This window comes from Lysinibacillus sp. NPDC093210 (assembly GCF_044753985.1).
In the GTDB taxonomy this organism is placed as follows: domain Bacteria; phylum Bacillota; class Bacilli; order Bacillales_A; family Planococcaceae; genus Lysinibacillus.
On record NZ_JBIVOE010000007.1, the window covers coordinates 157,615 to 177,559 of the forward strand.

At 37.4% G+C, this 19,945-nt stretch carries 22 protein-coding genes; 16 read left to right on the top strand and 6 right to left on the bottom strand.

Annotated elements, in window-relative coordinates:
- Nucleotides 1–197: 197 nt before the first annotated feature.
- Nucleotides 198–1,649 carry a cryptochrome/photolyase family protein gene (locus ACIP9C_RS16835; protein WP_401012462.1) on the bottom strand — a complete coding sequence of 484 codons (1,452 nt, stop codon included), beginning with the start codon at nucleotides 1,647–1,649 and terminating at the stop codon, nucleotides 198–200.
- A gap of 50 nt (nucleotides 1,650–1,699) precedes the next feature.
- On the opposite strand from ACIP9C_RS16835, the gene ACIP9C_RS16840 reads away from it, so the two are divergent.
- The 7 genes from ACIP9C_RS16840 (at nucleotide 1,700) to ACIP9C_RS16870 (ending at nucleotide 7,801) form a co-directional block, all read left to right on the top strand.
- Nucleotides 1,700–2,134 (top strand): hypothetical protein, encoded by a 435-nt coding sequence (locus ACIP9C_RS16840; RefSeq protein ID WP_401012464.1) that lies wholly within the window; start codon nucleotides 1,700–1,702, stop codon nucleotides 2,132–2,134.
- A 307-nt stretch (nucleotides 2,135–2,441) separates the two neighbouring features.
- Nucleotides 2,442–3,665, top strand: a complete 1,224-nt coding sequence (locus ACIP9C_RS16845; RefSeq protein WP_401012466.1) for an ABC transporter substrate-binding protein — start codon at nucleotides 2,442–2,444, stop codon at nucleotides 3,663–3,665.
- A gap of 213 nt (nucleotides 3,666–3,878) precedes the next feature.
- On the top strand, nucleotides 3,879–4,754 hold the full coding sequence (locus ACIP9C_RS16850; RefSeq protein WP_340821697.1) for a branched-chain amino acid ABC transporter permease: 876 nt from the start codon (nucleotides 3,879–3,881) through the stop codon (nucleotides 4,752–4,754).
- A 13-nt stretch (nucleotides 4,755–4,767) separates the two neighbouring features.
- The gene (locus ACIP9C_RS16855; RefSeq protein ID WP_401012468.1) at nucleotides 4,768–5,703 is read left to right on the top strand and encodes a branched-chain amino acid ABC transporter permease; all 936 of its coding nucleotides are present in this window, start codon (nucleotides 4,768–4,770) and stop codon (nucleotides 5,701–5,703) included.
- Complete coding sequence (locus ACIP9C_RS16860) at nucleotides 5,703–6,482, top strand: ABC transporter ATP-binding protein (RefSeq protein WP_340821698.1); 780 nt, start codon at nucleotides 5,703–5,705, stop codon at nucleotides 6,480–6,482. Before ACIP9C_RS16855 ends, ACIP9C_RS16860 begins: the two co-directional genes overlap by 1 nt.
- On the top strand, nucleotides 6,482–7,189 hold the full coding sequence (locus ACIP9C_RS16865; protein WP_139859965.1) for an ABC transporter ATP-binding protein: 708 nt from the start codon (nucleotides 6,482–6,484) through the stop codon (nucleotides 7,187–7,189). Before ACIP9C_RS16860 ends, ACIP9C_RS16865 begins: the two co-directional genes overlap by 1 nt.
- Before the next feature lie 114 nt (nucleotides 7,190–7,303).
- A complete protein-coding gene (locus ACIP9C_RS16870; protein ID WP_401012471.1) occupies nucleotides 7,304–7,801 on the top strand; it encodes a cupin domain-containing protein in 498 nt (165 codons plus the stop codon).
- Between the two features lie 240 nt (nucleotides 7,802–8,041).
- Here the strand turns inward: ACIP9C_RS16870 and ACIP9C_RS16875 are convergent, their stop codons facing one another.
- The gene (locus ACIP9C_RS16875; RefSeq protein WP_401012473.1) at nucleotides 8,042–8,761 is read right to left on the bottom strand and encodes a DUF6904 family protein; all 720 of its coding nucleotides are present in this window, start codon (nucleotides 8,759–8,761) and stop codon (nucleotides 8,042–8,044) included.
- A 22-nt stretch (nucleotides 8,762–8,783) separates the two neighbouring features.
- Entirely contained in the window at nucleotides 8,784–9,485 is a 702-nt protein-coding gene (rluF, locus tag ACIP9C_RS16880; protein ID WP_401012474.1) for a 23S rRNA pseudouridine(2604) synthase RluF, read from the bottom strand.
- Nucleotides 9,486–9,728: 243 nt separating this feature from the next.
- Between rluF and adh the strand changes: the two genes are divergently transcribed.
- From adh to ACIP9C_RS16910, 6 genes are all read left to right on the top strand, one after another.
- Entirely contained in the window at nucleotides 9,729–11,249 is a 1,521-nt protein-coding gene (gene adh / locus ACIP9C_RS16885; protein WP_401012476.1) for an aldehyde dehydrogenase, read from the top strand.
- A gap of 21 nt (nucleotides 11,250–11,270) precedes the next feature.
- Nucleotides 11,271–11,633, top strand: coding sequence for a DUF779 domain-containing protein (locus ACIP9C_RS16890; protein ID WP_173479235.1), 363 nt, complete (start codon nucleotides 11,271–11,273; stop codon nucleotides 11,631–11,633).
- A gap of 470 nt (nucleotides 11,634–12,103) precedes the next feature.
- Nucleotides 12,104–12,448 carry a DUF3969 family protein gene (locus tag ACIP9C_RS16895; protein ID WP_401012479.1) on the top strand — a complete coding sequence of 115 codons (345 nt, stop codon included), beginning with the start codon at nucleotides 12,104–12,106 and terminating at the stop codon, nucleotides 12,446–12,448.
- 120 nt (nucleotides 12,449–12,568) lie between these two features.
- The gene (locus tag ACIP9C_RS16900) at nucleotides 12,569–12,751 is read left to right on the top strand and encodes a hypothetical protein (RefSeq protein ID WP_401012480.1); all 183 of its coding nucleotides are present in this window, start codon (nucleotides 12,569–12,571) and stop codon (nucleotides 12,749–12,751) included.
- Nucleotides 12,752–12,861: 110 nt separating this feature from the next.
- Complete coding sequence (locus ACIP9C_RS16905) at nucleotides 12,862–14,289, top strand: aldehyde dehydrogenase family protein (protein ID WP_401012482.1); 1,428 nt, start codon at nucleotides 12,862–12,864, stop codon at nucleotides 14,287–14,289.
- Between the two features lie 69 nt (nucleotides 14,290–14,358).
- On the top strand, nucleotides 14,359–14,838 hold the full coding sequence (locus ACIP9C_RS16910) for an acyl-CoA thioesterase (protein ID WP_340821712.1): 480 nt from the start codon (nucleotides 14,359–14,361) through the stop codon (nucleotides 14,836–14,838).
- 52 nt (nucleotides 14,839–14,890) lie between these two features.
- Here the strand turns inward: ACIP9C_RS16910 and ACIP9C_RS16915 are convergent, their stop codons facing one another.
- Nucleotides 14,891–16,201: a protoglobin domain-containing protein gene (locus ACIP9C_RS16915; protein WP_340821715.1), complete on the bottom strand. Its 1,311-nt coding sequence runs from the start codon at nucleotides 16,199–16,201 to the stop codon at nucleotides 14,891–14,893.
- A 334-nt stretch (nucleotides 16,202–16,535) separates the two neighbouring features.
- Here ACIP9C_RS16915 and ACIP9C_RS16920 point away from each other — a divergent pair, with 334 nt between their 5' ends.
- Complete coding sequence (locus tag ACIP9C_RS16920; RefSeq protein WP_139860492.1) at nucleotides 16,536–16,745, top strand: hypothetical protein; 210 nt, start codon at nucleotides 16,536–16,538, stop codon at nucleotides 16,743–16,745.
- Between the two features lie 182 nt (nucleotides 16,746–16,927).
- On the opposite strand, the gene corA is transcribed toward ACIP9C_RS16920, so the two are convergent.
- Both corA and ACIP9C_RS16930 read right to left on the bottom strand, forming a co-directional pair.
- A complete protein-coding gene (corA, locus tag ACIP9C_RS16925) occupies nucleotides 16,928–17,890 on the bottom strand; it encodes a magnesium/cobalt transporter CorA (RefSeq protein ID WP_401012485.1) in 963 nt (320 codons plus the stop codon).
- A gap of 141 nt (nucleotides 17,891–18,031) precedes the next feature.
- Nucleotides 18,032–18,709 carry a class I SAM-dependent methyltransferase gene (locus ACIP9C_RS16930; protein WP_401012487.1) on the bottom strand — a complete coding sequence of 226 codons (678 nt, stop codon included), beginning with the start codon at nucleotides 18,707–18,709 and terminating at the stop codon, nucleotides 18,032–18,034.
- A gap of 124 nt (nucleotides 18,710–18,833) precedes the next feature.
- On the opposite strand from ACIP9C_RS16930, the gene ACIP9C_RS16935 reads away from it, so the two are divergent.
- Together ACIP9C_RS16935 and ACIP9C_RS16940 are read left to right on the top strand one after the other, a co-directional pair.
- On the top strand, nucleotides 18,834–19,139 hold the full coding sequence (locus ACIP9C_RS16935; RefSeq protein ID WP_401012489.1) for a magnetosome magnetite crystal formation protein family: 306 nt from the start codon (nucleotides 18,834–18,836) through the stop codon (nucleotides 19,137–19,139).
- Nucleotides 19,140–19,468: 329 nt separating this feature from the next.
- Nucleotides 19,469–19,939 carry a CtsR family transcriptional regulator gene (locus ACIP9C_RS16940; protein WP_340821721.1) on the top strand — a complete coding sequence of 157 codons (471 nt, stop codon included), beginning with the start codon at nucleotides 19,469–19,471 and terminating at the stop codon, nucleotides 19,937–19,939.
- The last annotated feature ends 6 nt before the right edge of the window (nucleotides 19,940–19,945 follow it).

The following is a 19,945-nucleotide window of genomic DNA, read 5'->3' on the forward strand; positions in this document are numbered from 1 at the left end:
TGCTTGAGTGTCGCGCCTTCCACTCCAATCAACTCGAACCGCACATTGGCAGCAAAGTATGCTCCTAGTATGGTAGTAATGATATTTATTGTTTATTTTTATTCACTTTAATACAAAGCTTACGGTGTGTCCGCGGAAAGCACCGCCACAGCGAACTTCAACGTTTACAACAAAAAAAGTGTTAGATTGCTTTCAATCTAACACTTTTTTTCTTTTGTCCCAGTATCTTTTTTTATGGCGTTGTATCGCTCCAATGCACGGGCTCTTGCCGTTTTATGGTCAACAATGGGCAGCGGATAGGTGTCACCTAATGTGATACTAGCCTGCTCTAAAATAGCAGCGGGTGCTGTATGTGGAGCGTGTATATATTTTGATGGTAGGTGTGCTAATTCAGGTACCCATTTTTTTATATATGTACCATCTATATCGAACTTCTCACCTTGTAAAGAAGGATTGAAGATACGGAAATAAGGTGCGGAATCGATACCCGTGCCGCTTACCCACTGCCAGCCCATAGCATTATTTGCTGCATTAAAGTCCAGTAGCGTATGCTCAAACCATGAATAGCCTTCCTGCCAAGGCTGTAGTAAATGTTTTACTAGAAATGAAGCAACAACCATTCTTACTCGATTATGCATATAGCCGGTTTCCCAAAGCTCACGCATACCTGCGTCAACTAACGGGTAGCCTGTTTGCCCTTTTTTCCAAGCACCCAGATGCAGAGAATTAGGCTCCCATTCAAAATGCTGAAAATTACTGCGTAAAGAGAGGGTAGAAAATGAAGGATAGGACAACAACTGATAGATTGAAAACTCTCGCCATATTAGTTGTCTTAAAAAACTTTCGACTTGCTGACCGAACGCAGCGTTATCCTCAACTTCTATTAACTCCTGACAAGTAGTCCACAGAAAGCGAATACTAATATTACCCGCTGCAATAAATGGAGACATTTTAGAAATTGTTTCCTTGGTTAGGTAATCTCGCTTGTCCTTGTAGTCATATAAATTTCCCTCTATGAAAAGCTCCCATTGGTCCAATGCGCCATCCATCCCAGGACGCCAATAATTGTGAAACTTGTTATACCAGTTACCAGTCAGTAGCTGCAATTGTTCTAAAGCTAGAGATGAAACGTCCATAGGAAAAGCTTGCATGCTAGCAGGACGTCCAAGTGGTTTTTGTGCTAGCTCCTGTAAACAGCGTTTATAAAATGATGTGAAGATAGCATATGGTTTGTTTTGCTGATTTCGAATCGAAGTCACGTGAAATAACGTATCACCATAAAACGCTTTTACTTCAATTTCATTTGCACGTAATATATGGGCTAAACGTTCATCTTCAGAACGCTCAGTTTGACTAAAACGTTCGTTAAAATAAACAGCATCAGCCTGCGTATCTAATGCCAACTGAAGTACTTGCGAAATGACATCTCCCTTTCGTAAAATAAGCGGAATGTCATAGTTACTAAATGTAATTTGGAGATTTTGAAGCGAATAGTACGTCCAATAATTTTGAGCAGAGTCCTGCTCTGCCAATTGGTCATTTTGAATATAAAGGGGTAAGATGGCACCTGTATTGGCTGCATGCCAAAGTGCAGGGTGATCGTCTAGACGTAAATCATTGCGGAATAGCACAATTATTTTTTTATGCATAGTGAATCATCCTTTTATGGATTTATTAAGATTGAAGCAAGGAGGAGCACATGAAAATACTCATTAATCGTCAAGTAATAATAGCGTCCTTTGTTGCAGGTTGTATATTTGGAGCTTTCTTCAAAGTAGTTGAAAATCTAACAGGCAGCCGTGTATATACATTACTATTAAACGTCGATTATATACCAATTATAAAGAACTTTCGTTTTCCTGAAGTAATAGAATTCGCTTTTCATCTCATTATATCGTGGTTAATAACAGCCGTATTATGCGCGATTCGTAATAAGTATAAGTGGAATAATTCTATGTTAATGAGAAATAGTGTTTTTATACAAATTTTTATAGGCTGTATGTTGTTCCCTACAACAAATTTCTCAAAACGGACGCCGATTATAACTGATTATTCCGCTTTTAGTTGGTGGCTTATTGGTCATGTTGTGTACGGGGCATTGATAGGTATACTCTTAAAAAGAAAAAATAGCTAAGAATTAAAAAGAAAGCAATTTTCGCAAAATGGATGTTAGTTTTATAGTGACAAAAAATTTTGCTTAATAGCTTTCTATTAATTTAGTCCTAATTAATAGATAATTCACAAATAACTAATTATACTGAAAAATCACTCTAGACTAAATATAAAGAATGTTTTACAATGTAAAAGGCTTAATTGAATATTATTTTGTTTCAAAAATAGATAGTTATAAATAATTATTTTTGCTATTGAGCATTAGCGAAAGATTGTTTATAATTATCAGAAATATCTAACATTTGAGAATTTTCAGGGGGAATTTAATTATGAGAGAGTACAATAAGCTTAAAAAGTTCGGTTCACTTCTAGTAGCTTCTTCACTACTTGCAGGCGTACTTGCAGGTTGCGGCGCTGGAGACAGTAATACAAGTTCAGGTGGAGGCTCATCATCAGGTGGAGGCTCAAAAGATGGAGATACAATTAAAATCGGTGCAAACTTAGAGCTTTCCGGTAACGTAGCTTCATACGGTTCATCAATTGGCTTAGGTGCAGAATTAGCTGTTAAAGAAATTAATGATGCAGGCGGTATTGATGGCAAGAAGATTGAACTTATTAAAGTAGATAACAAATCAGAAAACTCAGAGGCAACTGCGGCAGCTATTAAACTAGCAACGCAAGATAAAGTAGTAGCGATGCTAGCTCCTGCAACTTCTGGTAATACTGTTGCAACAGTTCAAATCGCAAATGACAACAAAATTCCGATTGTTACTGGTTCAGGTACAGCTCCAAACATTACAGTAAATGATGATGGCAGCGTTAATGAATATGCTTTCCGTACTTGTTTCATTGACCCGTTCCAAGGGATTGTAGCAGCTAACTTTGCTTCCGGTGAAATTGGCGCGAAAAACGTAGCTATTTTTGCAGATAATGCATCTGATTATGCAAAAGGTCTAGCAAAATCATTTAAAGATACAATTTCTAAAAGTGGTGGGAAAGTTGTAAAAGAGGAAGCTTATGTAGCGAAAGATACAGACTTCCGTACGCAATTAACAAACATTAAAGCAGCGAATCCAGACTTCATCTTTATCCCTGGATATTATGAAGAAGTTGGTCTAATTGTAAAACAAGCTCGTGAAATGGGTATTACAGTACCACTTATGGGAGCAGACGGTTGGGATTCTCCAACTTTAATTGATCTTGCTGGAGCAGATGCACTGAATAATACGTACATTACAAACCACTACTCTGCAGAAGACCCAGATCAAAAAATTCAGGACTTTGTAAAATCATTTAAAGCAGCGAATGGCGATAAAGCACCGGATGCATTTAACGCACTTGGCTATGATTCAATTTACTACATTGCAGATGCTATCAAACGTGCAGGCTCTACTGACGGCGAAGCAATTAAAAATGCATTAGCTGAAACAAAAGATCTTTCATTAGTAACAGGTACTTTCTCAGTTGACGAAAACCATAACCCAATTAAAACAGCAACGGTTCTTGAATTTAAAGACGGTAAACAAGTGTTCAACTCTAAAGTAAATCCTTAATTTTTTTTAAAAAAGCAAGGGGGAGGCGGGCAACCTGCCTTCTCTTTTATTTTTTAACAGACAACTAGACTAATAAAAAAAAGCATAGATTCTAGCATAAGGAATCGGAAATAACTTTTTATGAGGGACACGAGTTTTTCTGCATTCAATTCAACTATGTAGAAATAGGTCCCGTTTTTGCATTCCTCAAAAAAAACAAAGGAGTGAACGCTCATGGAATGGATACAGCAGCTTGTGAATGGTGTTTCACTAGGTAGTATCTACGCGTTAATAGCGTTAGGGTATACGATGGTATACGGTATTATTAAGCTTATTAACTTTGCCCACGGTGATGTTTTCATGATTGGGGCATTTATTGGCTTTTACGCAATTGCTAAATGGGAGCTGGGCTTCTTACCAGCATTATTATTAGCAATGGCAGTTTGTGCAATCTTCGGTGTGTTAATCGAACGAATTGCATATAAGCGATTACGAAATGCAACGCGTATTGCGGCTTTAATTACAGCAATCGGTGTGTCGCTATTAATCGAATATACGACGATTTTCTTCAGAGGAGCTCAGCCAGCAGCATACCCTGAAGTTATTAAAAATAGAACATTCGATGTGTTCGGTGTTCAAATTAGCAGTACGTCTATTTTAATTTTATCTGTCGCTATCGTACTGATGATTCTATTACAATTCATCGTACATAAAACTAAAATTGGGAAGGCGATGCGTGCAGTTTCACATGACGCAGATGCAGCGCGCCTAATGGGCATTAACGTAGATAATACAATTTCAGCAACCTTTGCAATAGGTTCTGCTTTAGCCGGTGCTGCGGGTGTTATCTTCGGTGTGTATTATACGAAAATTGACCCGTTAATGGGGGTTATTCCAGGGGTTAAAGCGTTCATCGCTGCGGTTCTTGGTGGTATTGGTATTATTCCAGGTGCAATGGTTGGCGGTATGCTACTAGGTGTCGTGGAATCAATGGTAAGTGCACTCGGATTCTCTTTATGGCGCGATGCAGCAGCATTTGTCATTTTAATTTTAATTTTGATTTTCAGACCATCGGGTATCTTCGGTAAAAACGCCCGCGAGAAAGTGTAGGTGAGCGGTAATGATGAAGAAGTCTAAAGTTTTCTGGGGCTACGCCGTATTAGCGCTAGTCATCTATGTAGTTATTCAGGCACTTATTACAACAGAAATAATCGACTTGTATTACAAAAATATGTTAATCACAATGTGTATTAACATCATGCTAGCTGTCAGCTTGCACATCGTTATCGGGGTTACTGGCCAATTCTCTATTGGGCATGCTGGTTTCCTTGCAGTTGGTGCTTATATTTCAGCTATTATTACAACAAAACTATTGCTTCCGTTCCCGTTAGCCATTTTCTTAGGAGCGCTTGCAGCAGCAGTAGCTGGTTTGATCGTAGGTATTCCAACGCTACGTTTAAAAGGGGATTATTTAGCCATTGCAACACTTGGTTTTGCCGAGATTATTCGTATTGTCTTTTTAAATACGGATTATGTTGGTGGGGCAGCAGGGATGCAGGTTAAATATTTATCGAACTGGACATATGCTTTCATTGGTGTTGTATTAACTATTTTAGTAATTTCTAACTTTACAAATTCTCGTCATGGACGTGCATGTATTTCCATTCGAGAAGATGAAATTGCTGCGGATGCGATGGGTATTAATACAACTTACTATAAAGTTGTAGCATTCGCGATTGGATCTTTCTTTGCCGGTCTTGCAGGGGCCATTTTTGCACATAACTTCTACATTATTCAGCCAACAACTTTTGGTTTCTTAAAATCATTTGATATTTTAATATACGTCGTTCTTGGCGGCTTAGGTAGTCTGTCAGGGTCTGTTATCGCTGCGATATTTTTAACGTTAATATCAACATACCTAGCGAACTTCCCAGAAACACGAATGATTATTTACAGCTTAGTATTAATCATTGTAATGCTATATCGCCCGACTGGTTTAATGGGTACAAAAGAAATTACACACTTATTTAAGTTTGGTAAAAAAGGAGGTACAAAATAATGACTGGAAACCTTCTTATCAAAGTAGAAAATATGGGCATTCAATTCGGTGGTTTAAAGGCGGTACAGGGCGTTAATATGTACCTGAATCAAGGTGAATTAGTCGGTCTAATCGGACCAAATGGTGCAGGTAAAACAACAAGCTTTAACATGCTAACAGGGGTGTATACACCGACTGAAGGAACAATTACTTTTGACGGTTTAAAGATCAATGGCCTTGCACCATATCAAGTAACGCAAAAAGGCATTAGCCGTACGTTCCAAAATATCCGTCTATTTAAAGAATTATCTGTTTTGGATAATGTAAAAGTAGCGAACCATTCACTAGCTAAACATTCAATGTGGTCATCTATTTTCCGTTTACCGAGTCACTTTAAAGGTGAAGAAGCAATGGAACAGCAATCAACGGAATTCTTAAAAATATTTGGCTTAGATATTTATAAGAACGAACTTGCAAAAAACTTACCTTACGGGATGCAACGCCGTCTGGAAATAGCGCGTGCATTAGCTGCCAATCCAAAGCTCTTATTACTGGATGAGCCAGCAGCGGGGATGAACCCACAAGAAACACATGACTTAATGGAGTTAATAGCGTTTATTCGTAAAGAGTTTGGTTTAACGATTCTGCTCATTGAGCACGATATGAGCTTAGTAATGGGAATTTGTGAACGTATTTACGTACTGGATCACGGGCAATTAATCGCTGATGGGACACCAGAGGAAATTCGCAACAATCCAAAGGTAATTGAAGCTTACCTTGGTGAGGAGGTTATCAGCTAATGTTAAAAGTACAAAATATTGATGTATTCTATGGAAATATTCAAGCATTAAAAGGCGTCTCTTTAGAAGTAAACGAGGGAGAAATTGTTACATTAATCGGTGCAAATGGTGCTGGTAAAAGTACATTATTAAAAACCTTATCAGGCTTGCAAAAACCTAAAGGGGGCATTATCGAATATGAAGGCTTCTCGATTGCAGGTAAGGCTGCGCAAACAATTGTAAAATCAGGTATTTCACATGTTCCTGAAGGTCGCCGTGTATTTGCTAATATGTCGGTAGAGGAAAACCTAGAGCTTGGAGCATATCTTCGTAATGATAAGGCGGGTATAAAGAAAGATATGGACCATGTCTTTGAGTTATTCCCTCGTCTACTTGAGCGTCGTAAACAACAGTCTGGAACATTATCTGGTGGTGAGCAACAAATGCTTGCAATGGGTCGTGCATTAATGGCAAAACCAAAGCTATTATTAATGGATGAACCATCAATGGGGCTTGCACCGCTTATGGTAAAAAATATCTTCAATATTATTGAAAAGGTCAATAAAGAAGGTACAACCGTATTGCTTGTAGAGCAAAATGCTAATATGGCATTATCGGTAGCTGACCGTGCATATGTACTTGAAACAGGACGTATTGTGTTATCCGGTACTGCAAAAGAACTGCAAGAGAGTGAACAAGTAAAAGCAGCTTATTTAGGAGGCTTGTAATAAAAGGGGGTGTCTCGGATTTATTCGGGATACCTCTTTTTATGATGGGATGGTAGATGGAAGTAGCGTTTGACCTTTACTTTTTGGTAAGGTGGAAAAAAGGAGTGAAGTTAGATGCAATATTCTGCACAATATTTTATTGAAAATTTAGCATTAGATCAACATCCCGAGGGAGGATACTATATTTCTTCGTTTCGATCAACAGAGGAGATAGCTGTAAGAGATGTAACTAGACCAATTTATACAAGCATTTATTTTTTATTACAATCCCAGGATATTTCCCATTTGCACCGTTTAAAATCAGATGAACTTTGGTATTATCACGCTGGCAGCCCATTAACTGTACATATGATTTACCCTGATGGTACATATGAGGCGAAAAAGTTAGGGTTAAATTTAGAAGCGGGTGAGGTTCCTCAAGTGGCAGTGCCGAAAGATACGATTTTTGGATCTTCCGTTGATGATGCGAATACGTTTAGTTTAGTAGGCTGTATGGTAGCACCAGGATTTGATTTTGAGGACTTTGAGCTATTTACACAAGATGAACTTTTAGCTGATTATCCGCAACATGAAACAGTTATTCGTAAAATGGCATACGAGACGATTGAATAGCAATAGAAGAAGTGGCAGATTGCTTGCAATTAATCTACCACTTTTTTGCTATGCCTTTGTTGTCGGCTACAGCGGTTGCTTTCCGTGGGCACACCGTAAGCCGCAACCCTCGCTTGCGCTCGGACTGCTGCGTCTTACGTAGCGTGCGTTCCCGCAGGAGTCATCGCCTCCGCTACCAACAACTCGTATATGTTTTAATACCTGGCATTACCCTCCGTTAAAATGAAGAAATATTAGCATCTACCACAAAATTTCTTCAGGGTAGTTTGCGTTAATAGGGATTTCGTGTAGTGCTTTTTTTGTCGTAATGGCGACTTCAAGTAGCTTGGATTTTAGAGCGGTGTATTCCTCATCTTCGAGCATTAAGCGAAGAGCATAGGACGCTAACTGCGCTTTACGTGCTTGCATAGTCAATTGTATGTATTCCAAATTTAGTATATCTACATATTGCGTGGCATAACGGAACGTCAATGGATTCTTTGTATGAAGCATCCTTAAAAATACTAAGTATTGCTCTTCAGTAAGCTCTTGCTCTAAGCAATTAGCAACCCCTGCTTGGAATTTGCGAATTGTGGCAACATGACCATTCCAAGCAGAAGAATCGATTAACTCCTGATGTAAGCGAATAAAATCATTTAAAGCAATTGCAGTGAAAAGAAGCTCGGGCCATAAAACCTCCGCCCCGTAATAGACATTTTTATTTGGAAAAATAAGTTCATGTCGAGAAAGTATACTTTTGTTAAGCCCATTACTCACAAATTCAAGCTGATGCTCACCCTGCATAGCTTGACGGAGATCATGACAAATACCGAGGATGCGAAGACGTGCACCTTGGTAATCATAATATTTGTTTTCATCTCCAGTTACTTTATAAATGGCATGAATGAGTGCATCTAAATCCCAAAAATCACCGCTTATCCGTACACCTGTAAGTTGTTCAGTACTTTGAATGGAAAGCATCTCTCTATCCCCTCCAATTGCTTTATTTTGCTGTGTAATTAAGTAGTTTGAATAATTCTGTTCGCTCCTTATCAGTTAAATCGCGCCATTGTCCAACCTTTAAATTTCCAAGCTTAATGTTCATAATTCGTATGCGTTGTAATCGTTTAACGGAATAGTCTAATGCTGAACACATACGACGAATTTGTCGATTTAAGCCTTGTTCTAAAATAATTTTAAACACTTTATCTGAGATTTTTTCGACGTGGCAAGGCAATGTCGTAGTATCTAAAATATCAACCCCAGCGCTCATTTTTTTGATGAATTGATCTGTAATAGGCTTATCTACTTGTACAATATATTCTTTTTCATGATGGTTTTCAGCACGTAAAATTTTGTTAACAATATCGCCATCATTTGTTAGTAATAATAATCCTTCTGATTCTTTATCCAGTCGTCCGATATGGAAAATGCGCAAAGGATGATTAATAAAATCAACGACATTTCCTTTGATATGGCGCTCTGTCGTACTTGTAATACCAACTGGTTTGTTTAAGACAATATAAACGAGTTGTTCTTCTTTTTTTACCTCTTTTCCATCCACACAAACAATATCGCCAGTCTCTACTTGGCTGCCGACAGTAGCAGGTATACCATTAATGGTTACTTTACCTTCTTCGACCCATTTATCAGCACCGCGACGAGAGACGATGCCTGTTTCACTTAAGTATTTGTTAATTCTCATATTGTTCTCCTATACATTTCATATTAGCTTAAGTATACCCTATCGTTGTAAATACCGTGAATTCTAGAAGCTTTTCTACTAAAAATAAATATTATAAAAATTTATTTTAAAAAGTTGAAATAAACATTAATTTCTGACAATATAGTGGATAAGAGAGTCTCTATGAAAATATCGTTATTTCGATATAAAAATACGATATTTCTAGATATTTTCTCATTATTTTGTGTAAAGGGGAGAAGTAAAATGGTTTATGCATTTCCAAACACTGAAGGATCGGTAGTTCAATTCAAAGAGAAATATGATAATTACATTGGTGGAGAATGGACACCCCCAGTGAAAGGTCAATACTTCGATAATGTTACTCCTGTTACTGGACAAGTTTTTACACAAGCAGCACGTTCCTCTGCTGAGGATATTGAACTTGCACTTGATGCAGCACATGCAGCAAAAGATGCATGGGGACAAACATCCGCTACAGAGCGTGCTAACATTTTACTTAAAATTGCGGACCGTATTGAACAAAACTTAGAAAAGTTAGCCGTTGCCGAAACATGGGATAATGGTAAAGCGGTTCGTGAAACATTAAATGCAGATATCCCTCTAGCAATTGATCATTTCCGTTATTTTGCAGGTGCTTTACGTGCACAAGAAGGCGCGCTAAGTCAAATTGATAATGATACAGTTGCTTATCATTTCCATGAGCCAATTGGGGTAGTCGGTCAAATTATCCCTTGGAACTTCCCATTATTAATGGCTGTTTGGAAACTAGCTCCTGCTCTTGCTGCTGGCAACTGTGTTGTATTAAAACCAGCTGAGCAAACACCAGTATCTATTATGGTGCTAGTGGAGTTAATTGGCGATTTATTGCCACCAGGCGTACTAAATGTTGTGAACGGTTTCGGCTTAGAAGCAGGAAAACCACTTGCATCTAACCCGCGTATCGGCAAGATTGCCTTTACTGGTGAAACTACAACAGGCCGTTTAATTATGCAATATGCGTCACAAAACCTTATTCCAGTTACGTTAGAATTGGGCGGAAAGTCTCCGAATATTTTCTTCGAAGATATTATGGATGAAGATGATGCCTTTTTAGATAAAGCAGTAGAAGGCTTTGTATTATTTGCTCTTAACCAAGGTGAAGTATGTACATGCCCTTCACGAGCGTTAATTCAAGAATCCATTTATGATAAATTCATGGAGCGTGTCCTACAACGTGTTGAAGCTATTCAAGTTGGAAATCCGCTTGATCCAAACACGATGATGGGTGCACAAGCTTCAAGTGAGCAGATGGAAAAAATTCTGTCCTATTTAGATATTGGTAAGCAAGAAGGTGCAGAATGTCTAATTGGTGGCGAGAAAAATAATGTAGGTGAAGGCTTTGAAAATGGCTACTACATTAAACCAACTGTCTTTAAAGGACATAATAAAATGCGTATATTCCAAGAAGAAATTTTTGGACCAGTTGTTGCAGTAACAACATTTAAAACAAAAGAAGAGGCATTAGAAATTGCCAACGATACATTATATGGACTTGGCTCTGGTATTTGGACACGTGATATGAATACAGCATATCGCTTCGGTCGTGGTATTCAGGCGGGGCGTGTTTGGACAAACTGCTACCATGCATATCCAGCACATGCAGCGTTCGGTGGCTATAAAATGTCAGGTATTGGCCGTGAGACGCACAAAATGATGTTATCGCATTACCAACAAACGAAAAACTTATTGGTTAGCTATAACGAAAATAAACTTGGTTTCTTCTAATTGGTGAGGAGGTGCTAAAGCGTGGTTGAACGTGTTTTAGCAACGGAAGAAGCGCTGGCACTAATTGAATTGTTGAAGGAAAAACATGGACCGGTTATGTTTCATCAATCGGGTGGATGCTGCGATGGCTCGTCTCCGATGTGTTATCCTGACGGGGACTTAATATTAGGTGATCAGGATGTATGCTTAGGTAAAATAGGGGACACACCATTTTATATGCACAAAAACCAGTATGATTATTGGAAACATACGCAAATTATTTTAGACGTAGTTGATGGGAGAGGCGGTATGTTCTCTCTTGAAGGCGTAGAAGGTAAACGATTTTTAACAAGGTCTAGAGCATTTTCTACAGAGGAACTAAAAGAGTTAGGTTTAATTAAATAGTTTAATGACAGCGGCAAAAGCTTTTTTGTCGCTGTTTTTTATGCTAATTTTTCTGGAAAAGAAGTTGTAGGTTTACGTTATTTGGGGAATTGCGCAATAATAAATAACGCTGTAATCGTTCTTGTAGGGTCTGGGTTAATAGTAATTTTCTGATTGTCCGTTCAATCATAATATAGCCCCCGTTCATCTTTGTTTATATTAATTAAACCATATAATACCTATTTACAAACATTAAATTATGTTTACTTTTTATGTTAATTATTACAAAACGATTGAATCTTTTCGACAGAATGTTACGTAAACAGTGAAAAGGCGTGTATTGAAGATGGATATTGTTATAATTGAAAACCAATTTACACAAACTGTGGAGGCGGTTTCCCGAAAAAATTTCTATTCATTATTTTCAAAGTAAATCAGGTTTAGTTTATGATGTTAAAGTTAAGCAAGGTTGGAGTGTAAAATAATTAAATATGAATAAATTATTATTGAATACTACAAATAACGAAGAATTAGAAAAACTACTACTCATAAATGTAATAGGTTTAATTGAGGCGTTAAAAAAAGATTTATTAACAATCGAAGAAACTGAAAAAGTTTTATTTAACCCTTATACTATGGATTTATTACAGTCTAAAGGAATTTCAAAAGAAATATTAGAAATTATTCATTTAGGCACTGAATTAGAAGATATAGCGAGTCTAATGTCTGAAAAATTATTTGAAAGTTTAAGCGAAATTGAATATGAAAGTATTGCTCAATTAGAACAAAGAAAAGCATATAAATTTCGAAATAAAGTTATTGAATCAATAAATTGATTCATTTGATTTTAAGTAGTAGTAGAAAGAGGACAATTGGTACTTCTCTAGAGCAGCTCGTTTTAACATGCTAAACGAGCTGCCTTTTCTATACTGTGTTATACAAAGATTAATTTTCAAATGAATACAGGGCAGCTTCAGCAAATTGTTGATTTATATCATGAGTTAAAGGGTATGAAATTGTTGAAGTGGCATCGGGAATTTGTATTGTTTATGGCCGTACAAATTGCTATTTATGATATGGCAAAAATACAACAATCACTGTCAATGGCCATTATGTCTTCTATTGAATTACTAATCTAAGCACAGCAGGCAGTGATGATATCCGCTGTTACAGCAGCCGCAATAGCGTCAAATTCGAGCACTTCATGATAAACTAAAAAGGAACAGATTATTTGGAGGTGTATTTGAAGATGAACGAAACAAAGCTTTGGATAAATGGACAGTGGCAAGATGCTAAGGAAACGTATGAATTAACGTCACCTTATAACGGTGAGGTAATTGCAAAGGTTGCAAAGGCCTCTGTTTCTGATGTTGAACAAGCCATAGAAGGTGCCCAAGATGCATTTCTTTCATTTAAAAAAACTACCGCCTACGAACGTGCCGAAATATTATATAAAGTAGTCGACATTATGCGACGTCGAAAAGACGAATTGGCGGAAATTTTAGCGCAAGAAGCGGGCAAACCTATATCAGCAGGTTTACCTGAAATTGAACGTACAATAGCGACGTATCAGTTTGCAGCCGAAGGAGCTAAGCAGGTGAAAGGTGAAACGGTACCGATGGATGCCGCACCAGGAGCTGGTGATCGAATTGGCTGGACAAAGCGTGAGCCATTAGGCGTTATTTCTGCAATTACTCCGTTTAATTTTCCTTTTAATTTAGTTGCACATAAATTGGGACCTGCCTTTGCGGTAGGCAATACAGTCGTGTTAAAGCCGGCAACACAAACACCACTTAGTGCAATTGTGATGGCGGAAATATTTAAGGAAGCTGGACTACCAGATGGTGCATTACAAATCGTTACAGGTAGTGGTGGCGAACTAAGTGATACACTCGTAACGCATCCATTCGTGAAAAAGGTGACCTTTACTGGAAGTGGTAAGGTTGGTTTAGGTATTAAAGAAAAAGTAGGCTTGCGGAAAGTAACATTAGAGCTAGGCTCAAATGCAGCAGTTATTGTTGAGCCATCGACACCTATAGATAAAATTATTGCACGCTGTGTTAGCGGAGCTTTTAGCTTTGCTGGACAAGTATGTATTTCTTTACAACGTATTTATGTACACTCCTCAATCATTGATGCCTTTACAAAGGAATTTGTAGCGCAAACAGAAAAACTTGTTGTTGGTGATCCACTTGACAAAAATACAGATGTCAGTGCAATGATCAACCCAAATGAGGTTAGCCGAATTCGTGAATGGATTGAAGAGGCGAAAACGCAAGGTGCTGTAGTTGCTACGGGTGGAACGTTTACAGAACGTACTTTAACGCCAACAGTTATGACAAATGTAACTGCTGATATGAAAGTTGTTTGTCAGGAAACATTCGCACCAATCGTCTCAATTGTTTCATATGAAACATTAGACGACGCAATTCGACTAGTGAATGAGTCGGAACTTGGCTTAAATGCAGGAATTTTTACGAATGTATTACCAGATGCCCTGTATGCTGCTGATGAATTGCAAGCAGGTGCTGTTATTATTAATGATATTCCAACATTCCGAGTTGATAACATGCCTTATGGCGGCATAAAAATGAGTGGTTATGGTCGAGAAGGTATTAAATGGGCGATTGAAGAAATGACCGATATGAAGTTTATTACGATGAAAAAAACCTTCTAAATTTGCATCAATTCTTTTTCTACGATACGATGACGAAAGAATAATACATGAAGGGAAGTTACAAGAACTATGACAACCAATGCTGTACCAATGAGCCAATCGCGTACGCTTCAGACGCGTCTTGTGTTACCACCGGATACTAATAATCATAATTCCATTTTTGGTGGAAGAGTGTTAGCTTATATTGATGAAATTGCTGCAATTACAGCGATGAAGCATGCAAAAGGGCATGTTGTAACAGCCTCCATTGATTCTGTTGATTTTTTATCAGCAGCACATGTAGGTGATATTCTTGAAATTGAAAGTATTGTTTCTTCCACAGGACATTCATCTATGGAAGTCTATGTCCGCGTTATTTCTCGTAATATTGAAACAGGCGAAGAAAAGTTAACAACCGAATCATTTGTAACGATGGTTGCAGTGGACGATAGTGGAAAACCAAAGGCCATTCCTGCAATTTTCCCCGAAACGGATGCGGAAAAACGACTGTTTGAAACAGGCCCTGCTCGACGAGAGCATCGCAAGCAAAAACGTGCGCTGGCACATTAAATAACAAAAAAGGAAATTGACTGCATCGTGTCAATTTCCTTTTTTATTTGTGTTAAATATTTAATTCATTTACAACATTAATTAATGAGTCTGACGAAGAGGAAACGAGTGTCGCTCCCTGAGATAGCTCCGTAATTAAAGTAGAAATTGCTGAAATATCCCGTGCTGTATTTACATATTGCTGTTGAATGCCTGATACAGCATCTGCAATATCATTGAATGATTCAGATAAACTTGTTTGTGTATCAACGCTATGTTGGATTTTCTGGTCAACATTTACGACAGAACTTGCCATTGTTGAAATATTGCTTTCTGTTTCTTTAATAAGGTGTGATACATTTTGTACAGCATTTTTTGTTTCTTCTGCAAGCTTGCGGACTTCCTCTGCTACGACAGCAAAGCCTTTACCATGTTCCCCAGCACGAGCAGCTTCAATTGAAGCATTGAGTGCTAATAAATTGGTTTGGTCAGCGATGCCTGTGACAAGCCCGACAATTTCAGAAATTTTTTGCGAAGATGTACGCAACTGGTTCATCGTCACTTCAAGGCCATTAACACTTTGCAAAATAACGTGTATTAACTCATTTTGCTCTTGTAATTGCTGCTGACCCCGTTTAGATTTGTCCTGAGTATCTGCAACGAAGTTTAAACCTTGTTTAGTTGCTACTGCGATATCATCCGTTTGCGAAGATATGACTAAAAGAGAAGCGGCTGTTTCCTCACTTATCGCATTTAACTCCTCAGCAGTACTTTGAATTGTAGTTACAAGTGCATGTTTTGTTTGATCAGCCACACTACGAATCCGTTCTTCTTCCTTTTCGTATGCTTCGATAACGAGCTGCTGTTCGAAGTTAATGATTTTGCAGAATGCATTGATGGCACGTATAGCATCATGCTTTGAAATATCTAAATCGTTCGCAAAGCTTGTAAAAGTCGAAGTTAGTGATTGGAATGAAGCGATATACCATTTTGATTGGAGTCCAATTCGAACATGTGTCTCAGCGATCGCTTTTCTTTCTTTAATGTACTCGTCATTAATGTGACTCTCGAAAATATCGCTTAAATGTTTATGTAAAGTCACCTTTAAACGTTCAATTTGTGATGTTCTGTTAATAATATCTAATAAGTTTTGGCTTAAGCTAATCGCTGCATAAAATTGATCGACCATTTCAGGAATGACATTTTTAACTAAAGGTTGTAATTGTTTAATGATCGCTAAATCTTCAGTTGTTAAGTCTAATAACTGTAATTGTTTTTGTAGTTTAGGATAGTTTGAAACATCTAATTGTACGTGTTGCTTAAACTCCTCAGGTGTTAATGTAATTGAATAACCATAATTGTTCTTCTTTGTAAACCAACTCATTGTGTCTGCTCCATTCTTTATAAATCCATAATAATGATAGTAATTGAAGACTCTTTGTGTATTTATTGTTAGGTTTGTAAATTTGGTGAATATATGGTATTAAATCTATTCTACTATTTTTTGTACTATATTTGGTTAAAAATTTCCGATATTTCTATATTTTTTTATTATTTTTTTACTTGGGAAGCTGACATTAGTCGGATTACCTATGACACACTAATTTTTCATAGCATTAGGGCAATTTGAATTTCAAGTAGGAAACCTGTAAAATACGAACTGTTTAGTTTTACAAAAAAATGCATGTGAGATAAAAATAGTATTGAGGAGGTATTACATGGAGAAAAAGCGTTTTAAGTTTGTAATTCCTGTGATGGTAATTGTAGCAATTGGCTCTGTTTATATGTTAACTAAATATTATGCAGATGTACCAGATCTAAACCAACTATTAATAACGATTTGTGCAACAATAGTATCGGGTGTGCTCGCATACTTCTTATTCCCGCAACAAGGTGAAAATAAAGTGGATGATCGAGGTCCATATTAAATATTTTTGGAGACATCTATGTCCCTCATTTTTTATAAGTTAAAAATCCGCGATTGCCTTCTGTGGGCAAAGCATGAGTAGGGCTACTTGCCAAAGCATCTAGCTTATACTCGTGCCCTATTTCTCCTCAGAAGTCTACGCGGATTTTTTTGTAAGTGAGTTTTAGGAACGCTCAACACACTTTATGGTTTAAATAGTTTGAACCAGCCTTTAGATTTAAATAATGCTAGCATAGATAGTGCAAGCAAGAGCATAATGCCAAGCACGATAAAGTAGCTGTAGTGACCATGGAGTTCAGGCATATTATCGAAGTTCATGCCGTAAACACCCGCAATAAACGTTAAGGGTATAAAAATGGTAGAGACAATCGTTAACATCATCATAATGCCGTTCATACGGCTAGAACTCATGGCCATATAGCTATCGCGCATATCTGCTGTAAGCTCACGATTAGATTCGACCATTTCTGTAAGCTTTGCTAAATGATCGTGAATATCACCGAAGTAGGCTCTTTCCGATTTTTTAAGCGCAAAGCGATAAGAGCTAAGTATTCGATACAATAGGTCACGCATTGGTAAAATAGTGCGCCGTAAATGAAGTAAATCACTACGGAATTCAAAAACAATTTGCATCGCATTAACATTACTTTGATAGGTCAGCTCATCTTCAAGTGCATTTAAATGATCCTCAATTTTATAAACAAGTGGGAAATAACTATCGACTATTTTATCGATTGTTTGATAGGTCAGAAAAACAGTGCCTCGTTCCCAATATTTCGGTTGTTCTTCTAAAAACTTCTGTACCTTTTCAATTTCGGCCGCTTCATTTTTGTGGAATGTTACTATAAAATGATCGGAAACAAAAATATTTAATTCCTCAGCAATTAATGTTTCTTCATTCAATTTATGAATAACAAAGAAATGAAAATCATCATAAAAATCTAGTTTTGGTCGCTGTAAACGCATTAAGCAGTCTTCGATTGCAAGTGGATGGAAATGAAAAAATGTATCGAGCAAAAGCTCCTCTTCTGCAGTTGGGCAATTAAAATCTACCCAATACCACTCATAATCGTTTTGCTTTATGTCTTCAAGTGGGAACTCCTTTATTAATTGTTGATCTTTCGTCATAGCCATCGTGCGAATCATGGCATTCACCTCAAATCTGTTTATCTCGTATTAAGTAAGCACGAAGTCTCGCTCCTAAAGCAGAGAAGGAAGGGAGACATTTCAACGGAAGATCGTTACCTCAAGTACATATAGTACACTACTATATTGTAGCGATTAAAGTTACTCTTTATAGCATACCCAACCGCCGAATAGTGTCGTTGCAAAAAAACGCGAAGGCTGTGAAAAACCTGCCTGTTGTAAGAGTGTAACTATCGCTTCCTCACGCATAAATGAAAGCGAGCGGATGGATTGCTCCATACTAGCTAATTCTGAGGCTGAAAGTTTTGTGTGCTGTTGCCAATACGCGCGCCATAGCTCAAATTGAAGCTCTGTTTCAGTTGAGTTAAGTTGACCGTATTTAGAAACAAGGACAAATGGTGCACCTGATTTTAAGCGTTGTGCAATTCCTTTTAATGTAGCAAGTTTCTCCTCATATGATTCAATAAAATGTAGTACTAGTATACAGCTAGCCGCATCAAACTTCGTAGCAGGCACCGATGCAGTTAGTATTGTACCTTGTAATAAAGAAATATCATTTGATAATGATTGAAGACGGTTTTCTGCTATTTCCAACATCGCTTCAGATGGATCTATACCGACAAATGACCAATTGGGTCTTTGCTCGGCTAACTGTATAATTTCATTGCCACTACCAGAGCCAACAACTAAAAAACTAGCTTTCTCTTGTAGTGCGGATTGATAAAAAGCTTTCGTTAAACGCAGCATGGCATCGTAACTTGGTAATGTACGTCGAATGCCTTTTTCATATTCGTTAGCAAGCGTGCTATTAAATTCCATCTAGTATCACATACCTTTCAAAAAAGTTTTAAAAATTTAAGAAGCATTTGAAACTATTTAGCGTATAGTTCCGTAAATAGGAGTATTAATAATAATGACACACCATAAAGGAAGGTTGATATATATGGAAACAAAATGGTCTAAGGTAATCATACATGCCAGCGCGTTTTTTGCGCCATTTTTAGTGCCGATTTTATTTTTCCTAATTAGTACAGATGAAGAAGTGAAAAGTTTTTCGGTGCAAGCTTTATTGTTCCAAATCGTGATGGGCATTTTGATTGTAATTGCTGGTATCCTATCTTTTGTATTAATCGGTTTACCGTTCTTACTAATATTCATCGCTATGGTATACATCGTACCTATTATCGGAATCGTGAAGGCATTTTCAGATGAACCTTGGCGTTACCCGATAGTTGGACGCTGGGTATAATTTTTTATGACGCAAGTATATGCTCTGAGCATATACTTGCGTTTTTTCTATAAGCAAAAAGGGTACATTATAGGTAAAACCAACTTTAATTATTAGGGACAAGCCTTTTTTAATCGCCAACTCCCTTTTTTACACAGAAATAAAAGTACATCATGTTTAAGTTAATAGGTCCCTGCCGTATGTTTATTGTAGACATTCTGTTAAACAATGCGCTTTACACAAATCTTTGTGCGAAATAATTGCAATTATTTTCAAGCGTTTTGTATAATATACTCAAAGATAGTCAAAGATAGTCAAAGTCAGTGAGGTTAGCGAGGTGTATTCCTAAAGTGCGTAATATTTCAGACATCATAGAAGGCTACTTAAAGCAAGTACTTGAATTAGGTGGAGAAGGGCATATTGAAATTAAACGTAGTGAAATTGCTGATAAATTTCAATGTGTGCCCTCACAAATAAATTATGTGATTAATACAAGATTTACAGCTGAGCGGGGTTACCTGGTGGAAAGTAAACGGGGTGGCGGTGGATACATCCGTATTTTACGTGTCCGTGCAAACTCACAAATTGATTTGATAGATGATGTGCTCTTGCAAATTGAAGGGGGAGCCTCACAAACGGTTGCGGAGGGTGTAGTATATCGTTTGATTGATGAGCAGGTAATTTCGAAGCGAGAAGCGAAATTAATGTTAGCAGCGGTTGATCGTTCGACTTTAGATTTACAACTACCTTTACGGGATAGTATTCGTGCAAAAATTTTGCGAGCGATGTTAACAACCATTAAATATGAAAAGCAAAAATAAAGAGGT